The sequence below is a fragment of the Azospirillum sp. B4 genome (assembly GCF_000333275.1).
Taxonomy (GTDB): Bacteria; Pseudomonadota; Alphaproteobacteria; order Azospirillales; family Azospirillaceae; genus Nitrospirillum.
The window spans coordinates 1-4,567 of record NZ_BACU01000245.1; the positions used below are offsets into that span (position 1 = coordinate 1).

At 67.8% G+C, this 4,567-nt stretch carries 3 protein-coding genes; all 3 read right to left on the reverse strand.

Features of this window, described 5'->3' with window-relative positions; genetic code table 11:
• On the reverse strand, positions 1-1,591 hold a 1,591-nt coding region (gene rpoD / locus I55_RS10385), incomplete at its 3' end, for an RNA polymerase sigma factor RpoD (RefSeq protein ID WP_044560476.1).
• A 454-nt stretch (positions 1,592-2,045) separates the two neighbouring features.
• The gene (gene dnaG, locus I55_RS10390) at positions 2,046-3,905 is read right to left on the reverse strand and encodes a DNA primase (protein WP_044560474.1); all 1,860 of its coding nucleotides are present in this window, start codon (positions 3,903-3,905) and stop codon (positions 2,046-2,048) included.
• 77 nt (positions 3,906-3,982) lie between these two features.
• Positions 3,983-4,441 carry a GatB/YqeY domain-containing protein gene (locus I55_RS10395; protein WP_044560475.1) on the reverse strand — a complete coding sequence of 153 codons (459 nt, stop codon included), beginning with the start codon at positions 4,439-4,441 and terminating at the stop codon, positions 3,983-3,985.
• Positions 4,442-4,567 lie beyond the last annotated feature (126 nt).

The window sequence follows — 4,567 nt, forward strand, 5'->3', positions numbered from 1 at the left end:
CCTCCGGCGTCGGCTCGCGGCCGATCTCATGCAGCATCTGGCGCGAGGTGCGCACCAGCTTGTTGATCGTCTCGATCATGTGCACGGGGATGCGGATGGTGCGGGCCTGGTCGGCGATGGACCGGGTGATGGCCTGGCGAATCCACCAGGTGGCGTAGGTGGAGAACTTGTAGCCGCGGCGGTATTCGAACTTATCAACCGCCTTCATCAGGCCGATGTTGCCCTCCTGGATGAGGTCCAGGAACTGCAGGCCGCGGTTGGTGTACTTCTTGGCGATGGAGATGACGAGACGCAGGTTGGCCTCCACCATCTCCTTCTTCGCCCGGCTGGCTTCCTTCTCGCCCTTCTGCACCGTGGAGACGATGCGGCGGAATTCGCCGATGGGCAGGCGCACGCCTTCCGCGATCTCGTTGATGCCCTCGCGGACCTTCACGATCTCACTGGCGCTGCGTTCGGCGAACTTGGCCCAGGCCTTGGAGTTGCCCTTCACCCGGTCCAGCCAGTTGGGGTCCAGCTCGCTGCCGTAGTAGTGGTGCAGGAAGTCCTCGCGCTTGACCTTGCAGTCGGTCGCCAGGCGCAGCAGCTTGCCCTCGAAGCCCATCAGGCGGCGGTTCATGCCGTACAGCTGCTCGACCAGGGCCTCGATGCGGCTGTTGTTCAGCCGCACGGAGTTCACCAGCTCGGTCAGCTCGGCCTTCAGCTTGTCGTACTTCTTGTCCTGGGCCTTGCCCAGGTCCTCGCCGCGCTGGATGGCCGCCAAGCGCAGCTCCTGCATCTTGTGCAGCTTTTCGTAGGTGTCCTCGATGGTCTGGAAGGTCTCCAGGATCACCGGCTTCAGCTCGGCCTCCATGGCGGCCAGGGAGATGCCGCCCTCGTCCTCGCCCGGTTCGCCCGGCTCACCGCCCTCGCCCCCCTCAGGACGCTCGCCACCCTCGCCCTCGCTGGCGCCCTCGCCCTCGGCGGCGGGCTCCTCGCGCGGGGCCTCTTCGGCGCCCAGCGTGGCCTCGGTCAGTTCACCCGATTCGGGGTCCACGCCGTAGGTCGCGTCCAGGTCGATGATGTCGCGCAGCAGCATCCGCCCTTCGTTCAGGGCCTCGTGCCACTGGATGATGGCGCGGATGGTCAGGGGCGATTCGCAGATCGCGCCGATCATCATCTCGCGGCCCGCCTCGATGCGCTTGGCGATGGCGATTTCGCCCTCACGCGACAGCAGCTCCACCGAGCCCATCTCGCGCAGGTACATGCGCACCGGGTCGTCGGTGCGCCCGATATCGTCATCGTCCAGGTTGCCGGAGACGCGGCCTTCACCGTCGCCGCCGCCTTCACCGCCGGCCTCGGCGTCCTGCTCCTCCGATTCGATGACGTTGATGCCCATTTCATTGAGCATCGCCATCGTGTCCTCGATCTGCTCGGATGAGGACTGGTCGGGGGGCACGGCCGCGTTCAGTTCGTCAATGGTGACGAACCCCCGCTCCTTGCCGCGCTGGATCATCTTCTTGAAGGCGAGGCCCATGCCGTCCATCAGCGGGCCGTCCAACTGTTCCTCACGCGCCTCGGAAACGTCCGCACTCTGCGCTGCTTTCGTGGCCATTCGCTCAATGTCCCCGACTAACTGACATGCAAACCAACTGGAATGCCGGTTCAACCCTGACGCCGGCTTTCCTTGGGCGCCGGCCCGTACCCTTTACTCAAGGGCGCCCCTGCTCTTGGGCGCCCCTACTCGGATCAAACTGGCTGGGCCCGGCAAACCAGGCGCACCGCCGACTTGGTTCCTCGCGAATTCCGAGGGACACCCGATACCCAAAGAAAGCGCCGGATCCCACCAAAAACAGGGCGGGGACGAAAAAAAGGCGCCGCACCGGATGAAAACCCCGGTCACGCCACCCATCCATCATCCCTGACCGTCCGTCCTTGCCGGACCCATGCAGCCTTTTCGCGTAATCGTCGCTCCCCAGCGCTTCGTCATCCAACCGTCCCGCGGGCCCGTTCCCGATGGAACCGGCACGGCCCCCGTCCGGTGCGGGGGTGCCTTGGGGTGGCGGGCATCAGGCGCCCTCACCCTCCGGATCCAGGGCATGGCCCCGGCGTATCAACTCTTCCCGTTTAAGGGCCATCAGCCGGGCCAGGGTTTCCTCGCTGGGATCCTCGGCCAGGCGCCGTTCCGCCTCGCGCAACTCGGTCTGGAACACCAGTTCCTGGGAATTGAGCCAAACCTCCTGCCAACCCGCACGGGCGGATTCCAGTGTCGCCTCCGGACGGGCGTAGGAGGGCAGGTCCGCCCCCAGCGTCTCATCCAACTCTTCAGCGAAGCCGCATGCTGACAAGTGGCGTCGTAAACCGTCCGCGTCAAGTCCCGAATCGTGGAACAGGCGTTCGACCAGCGCCTGGCGCAGCCGTTCCAGCCCCTCGGTGGCGAAGCTGATCATGGCCAGCGTCTCGCCCAGGGTCTCGAACAGGGTCGGATGGTTCAGCACCACGGCCAGCAGCAGCCGTTCGCGCCAGCGGACGGAGCCGATCTCGGCGCCCGCGCGGAAGCGCTTGTCCCACTGCCGCGCCACCGGAAAGGCCGGGGCCGCCGGCCGCTGCCCCCGCACGAAGGGGGCGCCCCCCTGGAAGGGCGTCCGCGCCGGGCGTCCCAGCTGGTACAGCCGGTCCTTGAAGGCGCGGTGGTAAGCGTTGCGCACCCGGGCGTCGGGGATGCGTTCCAGCTGCGCCTCCAGGGCCGCCTGCATGCCGGCCTGGGCGTCGGGCTGGGAGAGATCGCGGGCCCCCGCCTCCATGTCCCACAGCACATCCGTCAGGGGCCGGGCGCGGTCCAGCACCGCCTGGAAGGCGGCCGGGCCGCCGCCGCGGATCAGGCTGTCGGGATCCTCCTTCTCCGGCATGAAGGCGACGCGGACGCTGTGGTCGGGGATGAGCAGCGGCAGGATGCGTTCCACCGCGCGGAAGGCGGCGCGCCGGCCAGCGTTGTCGCCGTCGAAGCACAGGATGGGAACGCGCTGGCCTTCCGGCGCCAGTTTCCACAGCGCCTGGATCTGCGTCTCGGTCAAGGCGGTGCCCAGGGGGGCCACCGCCCCCTCGAACCCGGCCATGACGCTGGCGATGACGTCCATATAGCCTTCGGTGACGATCACCGGCTTGCCGTCCGCCGCCGCCTGGCGCGCCCGGCTCATGCCATAGAGGATGTCGCCCTTGTGGAAGAGCGGGTTCTCGGCGGAGTTGATGTACTTGGGCCCGTCGCCCTCCAGGATGCGGCCGCCGAAGGCCACCACCCGGCCGCGCCGGTCGGTCACGGGGAACAGCACACGGTTGCGGAAGAAGGGGAACGGCGCGCGGCCGTCGTCGGGCCTCTTGAACAGCCCCGCCTCCACCATGTCGGCCTCGGTATAGCCGGCGGTCACCAGTTCGGCCCGCAAGCCGGCGCCGTCGCTGGGCGCGAAGCCCAGTCGGAAGCGGGCCATGGCGTCGTCATCCAGACCACGGCCACGCAGATAGGCCAGACCGTGGCGGCCCACCGGCGCCCGCAGCTGCGCCTCGAACCATTTGGCAGCGCGCTCCACCAGGTCGTAGAGCGACTTCTCCCGCTCGAAGCGCTGGCGGTCCTGCGGGCTGGCCTTGGGCACCGTCAGGCCAGCGTCGGGCGCCAGCAGCTCCACCGCCTCCATGAAGGACAGGTTGTCCTGCCGCATGACGAAGCCGATGACGTCGCCGTGGGCGCCGCAGCCGAAGCAGTGGAAGAAACCCTTCTGATCGTTGACGTAGAAGCTGGGCGTCTTCTCGTTGTGGAAGGGACAGGGCGCGCGGAACTCCCGCCCCGCCCGCTGCAGGCGCACGCGCCGCATCACCACGTCCGACAGGGTCAGCCGGTTCCGCAGCTCTTCCAGGAATTGGGGCGGCAGGGCCATGGGCGTTGGGCGGGTCCGGGATCACGGGGAACAGGCGGGTTGGGGCGGGCCCGGTGGGCCCCGCCCCCACAGACGCGTCAGACGTTCAGCGCGGCCTTCACCAGCGGGCCGACGCGGGAGAAGTCCATCTGGCCGGCGTACTTTTCCTTCAGCCCGGCCATGACCTTGCCCATGTCCTTGATCCCGGCGGCGCCGGTTTCGGCGACCAGGGCCGTGATGGCCGCCTTGGTCTCCTCCTCCGTCATCTGCTTGGGCAGGAAGCCCATGATGACGTCGATCTCCGCCTGCTCGCTGGCGGCCAGTTCCTCACGGCCGCCCTGGCGGTACATCTCGATGGATTCGCGGCGCTGCTTCACCATGCCCTGCAGCATGGTGGCGATTTCCGCGTCGCTGATGCCCTCGGTCTTGCCGCTGGGCCGCGCCGCGATGTCGCGATCCTTCAACGCGGCCATGATCAGGCGGATGGCGCCCAGCGTCTGCTGGTCCTTGGCCCGCATGGCATCCTTCATCGCCTGGGTAAAACGCTCGCGCAGCATGGCATCCTCAAAACAGCGGGCACCGGCGTCCACCCCGGGGCCACAAGCCCTTTGGGGCCTTATCCAGGGTCGAAGCCAATCAATGGGGAAAGGACGAACCTTACCCGCGCAACCCCTTGAGCGCCA